13 protein-coding genes are annotated in these 14,895 nt (G+C 46.3%); 5 read left to right on the top strand and 8 right to left on the bottom strand.

Annotated features, from left to right (window positions below):
• Positions 1-17 precede the first annotated feature (17 nt).
• The 3 genes from H6F66_RS29235 to H6F66_RS07540 form a co-directional block, all read right to left on the bottom strand.
• The gene (locus H6F66_RS29235; RefSeq protein WP_347269348.1) at positions 18-1,229 is read right to left on the bottom strand and encodes a glycosyltransferase family 4 protein; all 1,212 of its coding nucleotides are present in this window, start codon (positions 1,227-1,229) and stop codon (positions 18-20) included.
• 84 nt (positions 1,230-1,313) lie between these two features.
• Positions 1,314-1,448 (bottom strand): hypothetical protein, encoded by a 135-nt coding sequence (locus H6F66_RS28815; RefSeq protein WP_277873932.1) that lies wholly within the window; start codon positions 1,446-1,448, stop codon positions 1,314-1,316.
• A gap of 32 nt (positions 1,449-1,480) precedes the next feature.
• Positions 1,481-1,687, bottom strand: coding sequence for a hypothetical protein (locus H6F66_RS07540; RefSeq protein ID WP_190419824.1), 207 nt, complete (start codon positions 1,685-1,687; stop codon positions 1,481-1,483).
• A gap of 168 nt (positions 1,688-1,855) precedes the next feature.
• Here H6F66_RS07540 and gloB point away from each other — a divergent pair, with 168 nt between their 5' ends.
• The 3 genes from gloB to dnaB all read left to right on the top strand — a co-directional run bounded on the left by gloB (position 1,856) and on the right by dnaB (position 4,702).
• Positions 1,856-2,629 carry a hydroxyacylglutathione hydrolase gene (gene gloB, locus H6F66_RS07535; RefSeq protein WP_190419822.1) on the top strand — a complete coding sequence of 258 codons (774 nt, stop codon included), beginning with the start codon at positions 1,856-1,858 and terminating at the stop codon, positions 2,627-2,629.
• Positions 2,630-2,722: 93 nt separating this feature from the next.
• Positions 2,723-3,181, top strand: a complete 459-nt coding sequence (gene rplI, locus H6F66_RS07530; protein WP_190419820.1) for a 50S ribosomal protein L9 — start codon at positions 2,723-2,725, stop codon at positions 3,179-3,181.
• Between the two features lie 168 nt (positions 3,182-3,349).
• Positions 3,350-4,702, top strand: a complete 1,353-nt coding sequence (gene dnaB, locus H6F66_RS07525) for a replicative DNA helicase (protein ID WP_190419818.1) — start codon at positions 3,350-3,352, stop codon at positions 4,700-4,702.
• Positions 4,703-4,769: 67 nt separating this feature from the next.
• On the opposite strand, the gene H6F66_RS07520 is transcribed toward dnaB, so the two are convergent.
• Positions 4,770-5,315 (bottom strand): FKBP-type peptidyl-prolyl cis-trans isomerase, encoded by a 546-nt coding sequence (locus tag H6F66_RS07520; protein WP_190419816.1) that lies wholly within the window; start codon positions 5,313-5,315, stop codon positions 4,770-4,772.
• 291 nt (positions 5,316-5,606) lie between these two features.
• Positions 5,607-5,930, bottom strand: a complete 324-nt coding sequence (locus H6F66_RS07515) for a phasin family protein (protein WP_190419814.1) — start codon at positions 5,928-5,930, stop codon at positions 5,607-5,609.
• A gap of 207 nt (positions 5,931-6,137) precedes the next feature.
• Here H6F66_RS07515 and H6F66_RS07510 point away from each other — a divergent pair, with 207 nt between their 5' ends.
• Together H6F66_RS07510 and H6F66_RS07505 are read left to right on the top strand one after the other, a co-directional pair.
• Positions 6,138-6,446 (top strand): TIGR03792 family protein, encoded by a 309-nt coding sequence (locus H6F66_RS07510; RefSeq protein WP_190419812.1) that lies wholly within the window; start codon positions 6,138-6,140, stop codon positions 6,444-6,446.
• Between the two features lie 150 nt (positions 6,447-6,596).
• Positions 6,597-6,971 carry a zinc ribbon domain-containing protein gene (locus H6F66_RS07505; RefSeq protein WP_190419810.1) on the top strand — a complete coding sequence of 125 codons (375 nt, stop codon included), beginning with the start codon at positions 6,597-6,599 and terminating at the stop codon, positions 6,969-6,971.
• Here H6F66_RS07505 and nblS read toward each other — a convergent pair.
• From nblS to H6F66_RS07490, 3 genes are all read right to left on the bottom strand, one after another.
• Positions 6,968-8,959 (bottom strand): two-component system sensor histidine kinase NblS, encoded by a 1,992-nt coding sequence (gene nblS / locus H6F66_RS07500; RefSeq protein ID WP_190419808.1) that lies wholly within the window; start codon positions 8,957-8,959, stop codon positions 6,968-6,970. The two genes, H6F66_RS07505 and nblS, sit on opposite strands and share 4 nt — an antisense overlap.
• A 198-nt stretch (positions 8,960-9,157) precedes the next feature.
• A complete protein-coding gene (gene purD, locus H6F66_RS07495; protein WP_190419806.1) occupies positions 9,158-10,438 on the bottom strand; it encodes a phosphoribosylamine--glycine ligase in 1,281 nt (426 codons plus the stop codon).
• A gap of 449 nt (positions 10,439-10,887) precedes the next feature.
• Positions 10,888-14,850, bottom strand: a complete 3,963-nt coding sequence (locus H6F66_RS07490) for a DUF2157 domain-containing protein (protein WP_190419804.1) — start codon at positions 14,848-14,850, stop codon at positions 10,888-10,890.
• Positions 14,851-14,895 lie beyond the last annotated feature (45 nt).

Below are 14,895 nucleotides of genomic sequence, written 5' to 3'. Positions count from 1 at the left end.
CCCACTTGATTGATGATTTAAACTTTTCCAGCTAGTTGCAAGTTTTTAATCACATCAGATAGTATAGCTGCCATTGTATCAGTGCTATAATAATTTATACATCTTTCCCTCGCTTTCATGCCCTGCTGATTTGCTTCATCTAAATGCCCGAATATCCATTGGATTTTTTCAGCAATTTCTTCCGGAGATTCGGGAGTAACTAGATAACCTGTGCCGCCTAAAATCTCTGGAATATCGCCAACGTAAGTAGACAGAATTGGCTTTGCCATTGCCATCCCATCTGTTAGTTTGAGCGGGAACTGAGCTTGCGCAGCAGGGGTATCTCGTTGGGGAACAACCACAATATGGGCAGCGGCTACCACAGCAGGCATTTCTGAAACTGGGTATTTTGGTAGTTTGATAATCCAACGCCCCCACTGCTGCATCAATTGATTATCGTAGGCATCGTATGGACTTCCCCCAACAATTACAAGTCTAATGTCTGGCTGATTTAGCACATCTAGTGCCGCTAAGACATCTTCAAGACCTTTGTACGGTCGTGGCGCTCCAGGAAACATTAAAATACGGTAGCCTGCGAGGCCATAACGGATTCTACTTGCCTCGGAATCGAATTGGCTGGGATCGAAAAGAGTAGTATCTTTACCATTCGGTAAATACACACCTCCAAAGCGTTCTTTCAAGAATTGAGTATGTAATGTAATGGTATCTGCATAAAATACCAAGCTTTCTAACCACTTTAAATAAAGAGGGTGATCTGGATATCTTAATGCCCCATCAGGCTTAAAAGTATCTCTATAAAATTGCTTTAAACCGGGACGATATTTCCATTGTTCGCCGCCATGCCAACTGAGTTCCCAGTCATCTATATCTAAAATAACAGGACGACGAGCTGTTAGCTTTTTGATGATAGATAATCCAAAGCTTGTAGGTTTCAGCTTTACGGCGTATATAATATCTCCATCAATTTGTTTGATAACTTTTTGAGCGGCTTTTATAAAGCCTGAGTGATAGGCGCATGGAATGGCAACAATTGGGATTTTTGATTGAGAAACTTCTGGTGATTCATCGCCAAAAACAAAGCCAAAAATTTTTACTTCATGGTTCAGTTTCTTTAAGGCTTCATATAGCAAAAATGTGCGTACAGCCCCCCCCCATCTTCCTGCCCCACTAGCGGATAAATCGCTAACAACTAATGAAATTTTTAATTTTTTGTCTTGCTGTAAATCCACAAATTTTAAGTTATTTTAGCTAGTTGAACATAGATTGAGCGAGTTATAGTACAGTCTAATAAAAAAAAACTAAGTTAATGCTATCTAGAAATCGGCTTCATTCTTCATTAGTATAATCGGTGAATCTGGAACATCAACAGAAAAGTAGGATGGGTGTACGGCAGAAAGCTCCAATCGTAAATAAATCAAGCCAGCAGGGGTTCGTTGTCTTTTCGTCATCCCCTGCTGCTAAGAAAGGGATTGAAGAAGGTCTAGTCCACAAACTTTAGATGACCTGTCTGAATTTCGTCAAATATACGATTAATTTGGCGACGTTCTCCATCGGTAACATTGTAATCAGAGAGGATGGCGGTTGTCAGCTGAAGATGCTCGTTAAGGCTGAGTTGACCAGATGAAAGGATGCGATCTACCATGTGCTGAATTTGCTCTTTTGGCTGACGATCTCGTGTCCATGCCATAGGTGGTTGGTCACTCCTGGTTTAAGGCAATGTAGCGCTTTATTGTCTATTTAAGATTATCTGTCTCATATTGGTTGGCATTTAGCTAAAGTTACTGCAAGAATAATGTAAAGAAATGATAAATTTTATGCCACGATGGGATAATTGCTCATAAACAGGGAGTGTTGAATGCAGGTTCAACGAATTCCGGCACTTTCGGACAACTACATTTTTCTGCTGCACGATCCGATTCAGAAAATAGCAGCAGTGGTAGACCCAGCCCAAGCGCAGCCTGTGCTGCGGCACCTCGAAGAAATTGACACTGAGTTGGTAGCGATTTTTAATACTCACCATCATAGCGATCATGTGGGCGGAAACCAGCAGCTTTTGCAGCATTTTTCTGGTGTCTGCGTGTATGGAGGTGCTGAGGACAAGGGTAGAATTCCGGGGCAACAGGTGTTTTTGCAGGAAGGCTCGCAGGTAGAATTTGCTGGTAGAGTCGGCGAAGTTTTCTTTGTTCCGGGGCATACCCGCGCCCACATTGCCTACTACTTTCCCCCAGCAACAACCGAAGATCCGGGAGAATTATTCTGTGGCGACACCCTTTTTGCTGGAGGCTGCGGCAGACTGTTTGAAGGCACGCCAACTCAAATGGTGTCTAGCTTGGGCAAATTGCGGGCTTTACCCGATAACACGCGAGTTTGGTGCGCCCATGAATACACCCTAAAAAATCTTGAATTTGCCTTAAGTGTAGATGGCGAAAACCCAGAATTACAAGCTCGGTGGACTCAAGTAAAAGCTGCCCGTAGCCGTTCTGAGGCGACAATTCCATCCCAACTTGGCATAGAAAAGCGTACTAATCCATTTTTGCGGTGGGACGCTCCTGTGCTGCAATCAGCAGTGAAAAGTCTAGACCCTCTGCAGACTTTTGCCAGGCTACGGGGGATGAAGGATCGGTTTTAGATTAAAAGATTGCGATCGCTCACTATCTTTTTGTAAGATGGAGTGTTCTAGCTTATCATTACTCCTTCTGTTTTCTGTAGCAGAAAAAAGATTATGGCGAAACGTGTGCAATTAGTTTTGAATCAAGATGTCAGCAAGCTGGGAAAATCTGGCGATTTAGTAGAAGTCGCTCCCGGCTATGCCCGGAATTACCTAATTCCCCAAAAAATGGGAGTTCCTGCCACTCCCGGCTTGCTCAAGCAAGTCGAACGGCGTAGAGAAAAAGAGCGGCAGCGCCTTTTGGAAGAGAAGCAGGTAGCTACACAGCTGAAGACGGCTATAGAGGCTGTGGGCAGCTTCACCATTGCTAAGCAGGTAGGTGAAGAAAACGCCATCTTTGGTACTGTCACGGCTCCAGAAGTGGCAACAGCCATCCAACAAGCCACTGGTAAGGAAGTCGATCGGCGGAATATCAGCCTCCCCGATATCGGAGAGACAGGCACCTACAAGGCAGAAATAAAATTACACCCGGAAATCACAGCGGTTGTACAAATTCAGGTTGTGGCTAGCTAAGCGTAGTGCAGAGACGTTGAAGACGTTGCATACAACGTCTCTACAGTTTCCGCGTGGGTAGAAGCAGTTTTTTTCAGTCAAAAAAAGGGGGTTGGGTGTCGGAGCGCAGCGACTACTCAACCCCCATTATCATAGTCGTGGCTGCTCCTTGTTAAAACGACCTCTGTTATGGCTCACGAACTGAATTTTCATTCTTCAAGCGATCGCCTTCCACCCCAAAACCTCGACGCTGAAGAAAGCATCTTGGGAGGCATTTTGCTAGACCCAGAAGCCATCGGTCGAGTAACTGACTTGCTTGTGCCAGAGGCGTTTTCTCTCATCGCTCACAAAGAGATTTACCGATCCGCCCTTACCCTCCACAGCCAAGGTAAACCCACCGACTTAATGAGCGTTACCAGTTGGCTGTATGACAGAGGGTTGCTGGAGAAGGTTGGCGGACAAACAAAGTTAGCTCAACTGGTGGATCGCACGGTTTCAGCCGTCAACATCGACCAGTACGCGGCGCTGGTGATAGATAAGTACCTGCGCCGTAAGTTAATCCAAGCAGGCGGCGAGATTGCTCAGTTGGGTTACGAGACGACTACGGAGTTGGAAATTATCCTCGACCAGGCGGAACAGAAAGTTTTCAGCCTGACTCAAGATCGTCCTCAGCAGGGTCTGGTTCCTATTTCCGACACGCTGATAAATACATTTCAGGATATTGAAACTCGCCATCAGGATCTAGCGTTACCCGGTCTTACCTGTGGCTATTATGACCTCGACGCGATGACTGGCGGCTTTCAGCGTTCCGATCTGATTATCGTGGCGGGTAGACCGTCAATGGGAAAAACAGCTATCTGCTTAAATATTGCTCGCAATATCGCTGAGTTTCATAAGTTGCCAGTAGCTGTTTTTAGCTTAGAAATGTCGAAAGAACAGCTGGTGCAGCGGATGCTTGCTAGTGAGGCTGAGATTGAAAGTAACCATTTGCGCGCTGGGCGAGTTGCACAAAATCAGTGGGAACGTTTAAGTCGCGCCCTTGGCACTCTTTCGGAGATGCCAATTTTTATTGATGATACGCCGAATATGACTGTGATGCAGATGCGATCGCAAGCTCGTCGTCTTCAAGCAGAACAGCGTGGCGAGTTGGGCTTAATTCTGCTGGATTACTTGCAATTGATGGAAGGCGGCGGTGACAATCGGGTGCAAGAGCTGTCAAAAATTACCCGAAGTCTCAAAGGTTTAGCTCGCGAACTCAGCGTCCCAATTATCGCTTTATCCCAGCTGAGTCGAGGTGTAGAAGCTCGTAATAATAAACGCCCAATGATGTCTGATTTGAGAGAATCGGGGTCGATCGAACAGGACGCGGATTTAATTATGATGTTATATCGCGAAGAGTATTACCAACCCGATACACCAGATCGAGGTATTGCTGAGGTAATTATTTCTAAACATCGAAATGGTCCGACGGGAACCATAAAGTTATTATTTGATCCGCAATTTACCCGTTTCCGAAATCTCGCCTCTTCTAATCGGGGATGATTCAATAAATTGGTATATACAAAGCAAAAACCCGGTTTACTTTGAAACCGGGTTCCGTCAGATTTATTTAGCTAATTTTCAGCAGTTCTACATCGAAAATCAGCGTAGCATTGGGAGGAATCACGCCACCTGCACCGCGAGATCCATAACCCAATTCTGGGGGAATAATTAACTGGCGACGACTACCAACTTTCATGGTACTGAGTCCTTCATCCCAGCCTTTGATTACCTGTCCGACACCGAGTTTGAAGGAGAAGGGTTGATTGCGATCGCGGGAACTATCAAACTTTGTGCCATCCTCTAAAGTGCCAGTATAATGCACTACAACTGTCTGACCAGTTTTTGGAGTCGCACCGTCGCCTTCTTTTAACTCAATATACTTGAGACCAGAGGGCGTTGTCGTAACCTTCTCGTCACTTTCTGGGTTGGTATTCATCGTTATAAGCCTTGTACTGTCAACATCTGGGTTATTGCTTGGGGTTTGTGTAACTGTAGGTGAGGAGTAATTTAGCTCGGAAGCGATCGCCTCTTGTGGAGAGTTGCTAACTTGAGCCAATATTATCACCAACACGCAGGCAAACATGACCCCGACGCTGATTAAAATCTCTCTCAAAATCTTTCCTCCATACCTTTAAGACTTCAAAATTTTAGATTTTGCAAAGGTCGAACTTCCTTTGCTGCCAATGGCATTGTATAGGCACGAAGCACTATTGATTTTAGATTCAATCCAAAATCCAAAATCCAAAATCGACCAAATTTTAGATTTTGCAAAGCTCGAAGTTCCTTTGCTGCCGATGCCATAGTATAGGCACGAAGCAGTACTGATTTTAGATTCAATCAAAATCCAAAATCCAAAATCCAAAATCGATTGTCCAGTTGGATTCTCAAATCCTATCAGCTTTTATCACCGCCACAGCTTATTTTCCATGTCACGCACCTGACGTTCCAACCTGTCGATGCGTCCCCGCAATTCATCCATTTCCGACTGGCGGGGAACTCCCAGATCCTGCAACATATTACGCATCTGCCGTTGCATCTGTACTTCCAAGTTACCCTGATCTGACTTGATTTGCTGCATCAAATCATCCACAAGCCCTTTGGCTTGTTCAGGGTTGATCTTGCCTTCCTTAACCCATTCATCGCTAACTTCCCGAATTTTCTCTGCTGCCATAGATGTCGTACCCACACCGAGCATCAGTAGCTGCTTGAGCCAGTTGTTATTATCCATAGTGCCTTCTTGTCACCTGTCGCTCTCAAAAAGCGGCTGAACCTAGACGATAAAACAATGTTGTTTCGTCTATTTTCCGCCTACAGTTCTATTCTGTGACATTCTCTCGACAACTGCTGCCTACCTGACACGCTTTGATAATGGCAAAATTACATAAGGCAGATTCAAAGCTATTTATACTCGCAAAGAAGCGATCGCAAGACCCAAATGGTTATCGAGTGGCTGAAGATAGAAGTCCCCCCCGAAATCCGAGAAAAATACATCCAGAAGGATGCCGAAATCTGGACGGCGTTTCTCGCCACCTGTCCGGGGTTTCTCGGTAAAGAAGTTTGGCTCAATCCTAACGATCCAACAGCGGTTACTCTGGTGATTCGCTGGGAGACACGCGAACATTGGAAATCCATTAGCTCAGAACGCTTGCAACAGGTTGAGGAGCAATTTGATCAAGCGATGGGATATAGCTATCCAATTATTGATTCAGCGGAGTATCAAGTCCGAAAGTTTCCCCAAGTTTAAACTGAGATTTAGGGCAATACTTTTCGGTTGATGGTGTCCAGCCTTTGGAGATCACCCCAATGCCCCTTTTTAAGGGAGGCTAGGGGGATCTAGCCCTAGCCCAGAAGTATTTGGTCTTTTTCTAGATTAAAAATAACTTTGTTGCGATAAATGCCGACTTGTCCCAAGTGCCATCAACTAATTAAAGCTGAAGCAACTACCTGTCCCTATTGTCGCTGTGAGCTGAAAGCCTACGGTCATCCTGGCATACCCTTACACCGAGCGACTGGGGAAGAGTATCTGTGCGACACCTGCACTTACCACGAAGACGATACTTGTACCTTTGCCAAGCGCCCTTATGCAAAAGAGTGTACGCTTTATAGCGATCGCTCTCAACAATTTGACAAAACGACCACAAAGCGCTATGGACTCGGCTGGCGGCACTCGCTTCAGCTTTGGTGCCAACGCAACCAGGGTTTGCTTATGTTCTCAGGTCTGATTGGTGTGAGTTTATTGGTAGCCTTCTATGCCACCAGGGGACGCTAGACAACTTCAGCAGTCACGGTAGTTTCTATCTCCTGTGTTCCTTCCATTAGTTGCAAGCCCTCAACTGTTGTCGCTTCTTTAAAAACAGCTAAATCAAACCAAAAAGTTGTACCTACGCCAACTTCACTCACCAAGTGGACAGTGGTGTGATGCTTTTCAATGATATTTCTGACAATAGAAAGTCCCAGACCAGTGCCTTCGAGGGTATGAACCCGATTTTCCACCCGGAAAAACCGATCGAAGATTGCCTGTTGGTCTTCTTGATCAATACCAATTCCCGTATCAGAGACTTCAATCCGCACTAATTGGGGGCGATTTTGAGAATGTGAGGAAGCGATCGCGCTTTTGGTGATTCTTGGCTCCAGCAGGTAGGCGCGAATTGCCACCCGTCCCCCTGGCTGAGTAAACTTCAGCCCATTGCCGACCAAATTGGCAAATATTTGCAGCAACAAATCGTAATTGCCCAACACAGGCGGCAAATCTTTTTGAATCTCTTGCAGCAGTTCAATTTCTTTATCGCGTGCATTCAACTGGTAAGTACGCAGCGTTTGCTCCACAGCTTGGGCAATGTCTACTGCATCAAAGTGATAGCGCTTGTGTGATTCCAGCCGCGATAAATCCAGGACATCATTTACCAGACGAGTCAGGCGGTCTGTTTCCCGATTGGCAGTATCTAAGAACTCCCGCCGCTCCTCGTGACTTAAATCTTCACCGTATTCGTGGAGGGTTTCAATAAAAGATTTGATGTTGAAAAGAGGCGTTCTCAATTCGTGAGAGACATTACTAATAAACTGGCTTTTTGCCTCGTTCAGTTCTACCTCGCGAGTAATATCCTGCACCGTCATCGCAATTCCCTTGATGCTCTCCCGATACTGGTCGAGAACCGTTGTCAGGAGAATCCGAACCGTGCGGTCTGCGGGTTGGCACAGCGTCACCCGAAACTCGGCGCTATCGCATTCGCCAGCAGCGATTTGATACAGCGGTCGCGTCAGCTCCACTTGTACAGGTGCTGGGAGGTAATGCAGAACGTTACTTCCCACTACATTAACGCCATCCCAACCAAAAATGCGTCGCGCCGTCGAGTTGACTAATATCGCGTGAAAATTGGTATCTAGCAGCACCGCTCCATCTGCGATAGTAGAAACCAACGTCTCTAACTTGGCTTTTTCAGCCGTTAGCTCCTCGATATTTTGCTCTTCATAACGCTCTAGCCGCTCTGCCATCTCGTTGAAACTGTAAATCAGTTCTTTGAGTTCGCCTCCCTGCGGCAAGTCGATTCGCTGCTTGAAGTTACCAGCGGCAATATTTTTTACCCCGACAAGAAGTTCTCTAATTGGCTGAGTAATTGTCAGGGCGTTAATAACAGCGCCTAAAATCACCATCACCCAGATGGAAATGAAAACCGCAATCGTCACATCCCTGGTCAGATGGGAAGAGGCAACCACTGTAGGATTGGCGTTAATGCCAATTGCCAAAACGCCCAAGTGTTTGCCGTCGTGCATCAAGGGAACGAAAACATCTGTGACTTCCCCATCGGGAGTTATGTGCTGCCGCACCATTGGCAACTCGGAATTATCGGCATAATCCTCTGGGAGTTGAATCCGTCGCTGAATGGTGAGGGAATTTTGTACCTCAGATTCAGAGAAAGGAATGCCAAAATAGATTTTGCCATCTGCGTCAGCGTAGATCATATAACGGACGCTGGAGGTGCTGCTATAGAAGCGGTGGGAAAAGCGAGCCACCTCAGTTAGATTGTTTTCTGCAATCTGAGGCGTGACATTAGCCGCCAGCAACAGACCCAAGTCGCGCCCGAAGCGAGTGTCATTGAGTCGGGCATCCTGCTGAATCGTATTCACTGCCCAGAAGGTCAGACCACTCATCACCAAGGAGACGACTAAGGTAGCAGCCGCCATCAGACGGGTCTGGAGGGTAAACTCCGACCACCAATGAGCTAGAATTTCTCGAATGGTTTTCAGTAGAGCCAGCAAGGTAGGGCTAGGGGCTAGATGAATTTAAAATCGAAAATTAAAAATTTTTCTAGAATTTTTAATTTTGCCTTTTTATTTTTTTGTTTTACTCTACCTATCCGAGCCTTATTGACTTGAGACAAGGAGAAACAGAGGCGGAATTTCCCGTCTGTGTGGTAGTTACAAACAATTCTACACGCTTCCCCTAGCTTCTAGGTTTTATTCCCTGGTCGAGCTGGCTGTAGTGACGCGATAGCCTATATCGCGGCGATAGTACATCCCCTCAAACTGAATGCAATTGATAGCGGCGTAGGCTAAAGCGATCGCATTATCAAAATTCTCCCCAACTGCCGTCACGCCCAACACCCTACCGCCATCTGTCACCACCTGTTGCTGTCGCCTACTCGTACCAGCATGGAATACAGTGGCTCCCATTGCCTCAGCTTGCTCAATGCCAGTAATTTCCTGACCTTTTTTATAGGTTTCGGGATAACCACCCGCCGCCACGACGACGCAGGCAGCGACTCCAGATTTCCAGACAATCGGCGGCTGCTGAGCCAATTTCCGTTGGCTACAGGCAACCAGCAAGTCTTCTAGGGGTGTTTCTAACAAAGGCAGGATCGCCTGAGTTTCGGGATCGCCAAAGCGACAGTTGAATTCCAGAACTTTTGGATCGCCTTCGGGGGTAATCATCAACCCAGCATAGAGAACACCTCGGTAATCAATGCCCCTTGTTTTCAACGCTGCGATTGTTGGCTCCAAAATTTCCTGATGTACTCGTTTGGATAGCTCTGGTGTCATAATCGGAGCTGGACAATAAGCTCCCATACCGCCTGTATTGGCCCCAGTATCGCCCTCGCCAATCCGTTTATGATCCTGAGCTGGGAGCAACGGACGAATCGTCAAGCCATCCGTGAGAGCTAAAACGGAGACTTCCTGCCCCGTCAAACACTCTTCAATCACAACGGTCTTCACCTTACTCTGGAATAAATCCTGAATTGCCGCTAGTGCCTCCTCAACACTTGCGGCAACTGTGACACCCTTGCCAGCTGCCAACCCATCTGCCTTGACAACAATCGGCGCACCCTGTTCTGTCACATAAGCTTTTGCCGCCTCTAACTCAGTAAAAACAGCCGATCTCGCCGTCGGGATGCCCGCTTCGTCCATCAAAGCCTTTGCCCAAGACTTACTCGCTTCAATTTGCGCTCCCTCTTTCGTAGGACCAAACACTTTGACGTGTTGGCTTTGGAGGTAATTTGTAATTCCTAAAGCCAGCGGCACTTCTGGCCCCACAACCACCAGAGAGATGTTGTGAACCTGGGCAAATCGTCCTATTCCCTCAAAATCATCAACACTCAAGGCGAGATTCTGGCAACGCTCCAGAGCCGCTGTAGCGCCGTTACCGGGAATACACACCACCTGCCGAATACTTTGGGATTGCAGCAGTTTCCATGCGAGGGCGTGTTCTCTAGCCCCATTGCCCACCACCAAAACCTTCACTATAGCCTCTCGCTCCTGAAGATTGAACTTTTTTCACTATTGCTGGTATTGCAGGCTTTACGCCCGCCCTGCAAGGGGCAGCGCCTCAATCCAGCCGCTTGTTCTCAGTGACGATTTAACTCCTGAAACGGATAAATCTAAAGTTGAAATCGTATAAGTCAAGCAAATGCACTCCATTATGCCACGCAATTACCAATGGTTCATGGTTTAATGGCACTGACGCCAGCAGAAGAGGAAATAAATTTCCGGCTTAAAGCTAAAGCTTATAAGTAGTAGCGCTTCTAGGCTAAAATGCTGGGTTGATAAAATCCGCCAAATCAAAATTTTCCAAAATTATAGGCATTGCTTTACCCAACAAATTAGGCTTGTCGCACTACTACGCTCACTTGGGGATGTTTAGCTCACAGTGAACCGTATTGGAACCATCAACTATCAGCAATGAGTTGCAACTATTGCCATTGTTCTAGTTCTGCCAGCCAGTTTCGTAGTAGAGAACTTAGCTGAACGCGACGGGTTTCAAAGTTAGCAGCAATTGAGATAAAAGCAATGCCGACTAGCAAGCCTATAACCCATTTAAAGAAAGGATAGTCGAAGATAAAAATGACCAACTGGTAAAAAACAGTCAGTAAAAAAGTTGCTGTACCGACGTAAAGAAAAGCCCGCACTCTTAAAGCCAATCCTGCAAAGATGGCAATTATACTCAAAATTCCGGGCTGTATGCCTGTTTTTTGATGTAGCAAAAATGCCGCCACACAAATTACGCCAGTACCGAGTAACCGGAGGTTGTGGCGAGTTTGGCTTTGAGTTGGCAACTTCAGGTTGGGATCGATTTGGGCAATATAAAGCAGGGATAATCCGATTGGTGTGATGTACCAGAGGGCATCGGTGAGTCGTAGGTCGAAAAACCACCGGAAAATAGCCCAATCAAGTAATGCCGCAGTCAGATAGGTAAACCGGATTTGCTTTGTTAGCTTTGCGAGTAAGACATAAAACGCGGCTACGATTAGTAAGCCAATTGGGGGAATGTCTAATCTGCTTTCCCAGAGCATAATTAGGGGTAGGATGTATGCGGCTTGCTGCCAGGGTCGTTTGGGCCATCCCCACCTTTCCCAAGGTAAAGCGTAGAGAAGATAAGCCCAAATGCAGGATATTGGGGCTTTCCAGGGAAGTAATGTCCCTGCCCATAGCTGTCCGATGGCTGTATAAATCCAAAAGATTCGGATACCAGCGATTTGTAATAAACCCAAATAAACCCAGGTTTCTGCTGTGCTGATCCGCCCAGCCACAGTTGGTAAGGGGGGATCTAGGGGCGATCGCTTACCCTGATAGATGGCATACCTGATCAAAAATAAGCCAATGCCTAATCCTAGAAGGCGGTTAATTTCAATGGGAGTAGCAATGGCTGATAATAATAAGGCGCTACTCCAAGCCCAGTGCAGATGTGATACAACTTTCAGTTCTTGGGCGGTAAGGCGTAAGTAATTTATCAGCAACGGGGAGAGGACACGATAAGCATACATGATGCTGGTGCCGAGGGCGGACATGGCAATCAAGCCATCGCCCAAGCCTCCTCCTGATGCTTGTAGGAGTTGATAGAAGAGGAGTTCGTATGCAGAAATTGATACTCCAAGTAATCCTAAGTAGACTAGGGGTTTGAATTCTTGCTTCCGTCGCCCTACGCTAATGACAATTAAGGCGATCGCTAGTGTAGATAACCCTGTCCAACTGGTAAAGGTATCCCAGCGTAACACGGCACCCAGTACGCCGTACAATAGCGGCAAAATGTGCCAGCTACTGGGGATTTCCAGTCGCGATCGCCGTCGCCAAATTTCTCCTAAAAGCTGAGTCATTAAACCTAAAGCAACGTTGGCGATCGCTAAATTAATCACCGAACGCCCGACAAAGCCCAACGCCTCGGCAGTTAACAATTCCAGACACCACCCCAGTGCGTAAAATGCCCAGTTGTTGGGTTGTAAGTAACTGCGATAAACGATCGCGCCCATTGTCAAAACAACGGCAACTAGAACACTCACAGATGGGGAAACCAGCGCCCAGTAAACATACAGTGAGTGAACTGTCAACGAAACCATTTCTAGGCTACACAGCGCGATCGCCCAACTATCAGCAGATTTTGCGTAAAGGGCGGCTAAAGTCCCGTGACGGCGCTTCAACCAGCTGCTAGAGAGCCATAAACTAAGGAATGCCATCGCTCCCACAACTAGCCAACCGGGTGCTGAGAGTCGCGCTATTCCTGGTACGCCTTCCCATAGCAGCATTGTGGCGAAACTTAAGCCAAACCCGACCGTAATTATTGCTGCTGCTTGGTGCCGCAAATAGCGCGTATTTACTAACATCAAGCCAGTTGCCACGCCTAAGCTAATTAATCTGGCTCCTGGTAAAGTGAAGGTTAGGATTTGTGCCATTCCCAAAGCTGTCACACTCAGCCAACTAGCTAATTGTCTTTGTGGTTGAGTAGTCTGCTTGGCAACTCCAGTTAAAGCTAGGGGTGTAACTAACCAGATAATGTTCCATTGCTGGCGGCTAATGATGTCGCTATCCCAGGATAAATAAGTATTGGGCACCAGTAATTGATAGCTTATTGCCGCAAGTCCTAACCCAAGGTGCCATGCGCTGCGCTGCCAAAATGTTGAGTGTGAAGCTAAAATGCTAAACGTCCATTCTGCTACCATCACAGTTAACAAAATGCTTGCCCAGATTTCTTGACTTAAAGAGGGAAAAAAGCGGTCAATGAAAGAGCAAAATGTCAGCAAGCCGATAATATGTGTTAGATAAACTAAACTAACTTTGATGGAACGGCGTTGGGTTACAGCCAAGAGAGTTATGGTGGATAACAGTAGATTTAGCGATCGCAATGTTGGATTTGCCAAACTAAGCAGAGTTAGTAAAGCCCCAAAACTGAGTGCTAACTGTTCACCAAAAAGGGCTAAATCGGGTTTGTTCATTCGATATAAGCGATCGCTCACTGCTACCATCAAAATCAAGTAGGGAAACCAAGCCAGACTCAACAACGCCGACGGAGAGTTTTGAGAACCAGTGAGTTGAGTACCAGTTGCGATCGCCCACCCTTGTACTGAAGCGGGTACTAATAGCCAAAGTAAGCAAATTGTCTGTAACCCAATTACGAAAATTGCTGCCAAATCCTGACGCTTTTCAAACCGTTGCAAGCGGCTGATAAAGAACCATAAACCTAAGCCGCTAACAGCAGTAGCTTGCCAAGGAAACTCAGTCCTTAACGAAACTACCCAGCCTAGCAATAATAAAACTCCGCCGATATTCTCTAAGGGAAATTGGTAATCTGTAATTGGTAATTGGGTATTTTCTTGTTTCCGGTTTTCTCTTGCTGGCTGCGGCATTTGTTGCGATAACCATGCTACCAACCAACCACAAATTCCAACGGCTAAACCTAATTGTGTAATTGGGATATCGACAACAAAAATTGCCCGGAACAGCAGCAACAACAAGGCATAGATTACTAATCCTGCTGGTAAATTGATACCGAATCCAGGTTTATTATTTTCTTCTATAGCCCGCGCAGACGGGCTTTGTTCGTCTAGACCCAGGCTTTCAGATTGCGGGTATTTTCGGTAACGAATTTGATAAACGGTAGCGATGGTTGTTAACACCATTCCTGCATAAACGGCGATAAGGGGAAATTCTGCAAATTTCCAACCCCAGTGCAGGTAAGTCAGTCCCAGAATATTTAAAAAAGGTAAATTTTGTAAGCGTCCTAAACCAGAAGTTGGGGGGATATTTTTTAATAACCGGAAGGTAATAAATGTGAGAGTAATGGTTGCGATCGCTACCACAATCCAATCCACGGGATTGCGCCACAACCCGAAGCTATCCATCGCCCAAAAGTTGACAGGAACCAGCAACAACGTGACAATTTGTAACGTCTGCGCTGTTAATTGCAAATTAGGCTGCTGACGCGCCCAAAAACTAACTCCCCAGAAAATTGAGGTATAACCCAACAAAACCGCATACTGTCCCGCAGCGGGAAATCTCTGCCATTGACTTGCGGCTAGTACCCCGGAGGATACTACGACCATAAACACACCTAAAAACAGCAGCCAGCGGACGCTTAATTCTGCCACTAGTGACTGAAACATCCCTTCTAAAATGTTGGGGGGTTTCTTCTGAGTTGTTTGTAGAACTAAATCCGACGATTCTTCATGAAATGGAGGGTTAGCAAATACTGTGTCTTGAGGTGTCGCTGTGGTTATTTCCAGTTCTGGTAAGGGACAGGAAAGGTATTTTGTAGACAACCGCTTGACTTGAACCTGAGAAATCAAGCCTAAGCACAACCAGACATCCAGTCCTTCTAATAATTCGGGCTGGGAAGCTTTTACGGTTAATTCAATGGTAATGGGGCGGTCAAGTGGAGAAGGCATCAGTAGACCCCATAGAATACGTTTATGTTTTCTCAATCCTGCTTT

Source organism: Trichocoleus sp. FACHB-6, from assembly GCF_014695815.1.
Lineage (GTDB): Bacteria > Cyanobacteriota > Cyanobacteriia > Cyanobacteriales > FACHB-T130 > Funiculus > Funiculus sociatus.
Note: the sequence above shows the minus strand (reverse complement) of the source record. Positions and strands in the feature narration are given on the sequence as shown.